Origin of the sequence: Streptomyces ipomoeae 91-03 (assembly GCF_000317595.1) — a bacterium.
GTDB lineage: Bacteria > Actinomycetota > Actinomycetes > Streptomycetales > Streptomycetaceae > Streptomyces > Streptomyces ipomoeae.
Map to the genome: position 1 here is coordinate 1 of NZ_AEJC01000100.1, position 606 is coordinate 606.

Below are 606 nucleotides of genomic sequence, written 5' to 3' on the forward strand. Positions count from 1 at the left end.
CGGCTGGTGGGGCAAGGGCCGCCCGGCCGGCTGGGCGGACGCCATCGAGGCGGCGCGCGTCCTGGCCGGTGAGGCCGGGGCCGAGCTGATCGTCCGCAAGGGCCAGTACGGGCCCTGGCACCCGGGCCGCTGCGCCGAACTGGCGGTCGTCGTGGACGGCGCGGAGCAGATCATCGGGTACGCCGGTGAGCTGCACCCCGGTGTCCTGAAGACCCTGGGGCTGCCCGCGCGCACCTGTGCGATGGAGCTGGACCTGGACACGCTGGAGGCGGCGAGCGCCGGGGTGCCGAAGGGGCCGAAGATCTCCACGTTCCCGGTGGCGACGCAGGATGTCGCGCTGGTCGTCGACGCGTTCGTGCCGCACGCCGAGGTCGAGGCCGCGCTGCGCGAGGGCGCGGGTGAGCTGCTGGAGAGCATCCGGCTGTTCGACGTGTACGAGAGTGCCGAGCAGTTGGGTGAGGGACGGAAGTCGCTGGCGTACGCGCTCCGCTTCCGGGCCGGGGATCGGACACTGACCGTGGACGAGGCTTCGGCGGCTCGCGATGCGGCGATCGCCCTCGCGGGCGAGCGTACGGGGGCTGTGCTGCGGAGTTAGTGTGCTTGGAG

Annotated in this window: 1 protein-coding gene; it reads left to right on the plus strand. The window is 73.1% G+C overall.

Annotated features, from left to right (window positions below; all coding sequences use genetic code 11):
• The coding region (locus STRIP9103_RS06500) for a phenylalanine--tRNA ligase subunit beta-related protein (protein ID WP_048819806.1) at positions 1 to 595 on the plus strand (595 nt) is incomplete at its 5' end.
• Positions 596 to 606: the final 11 nt, after the last annotated feature.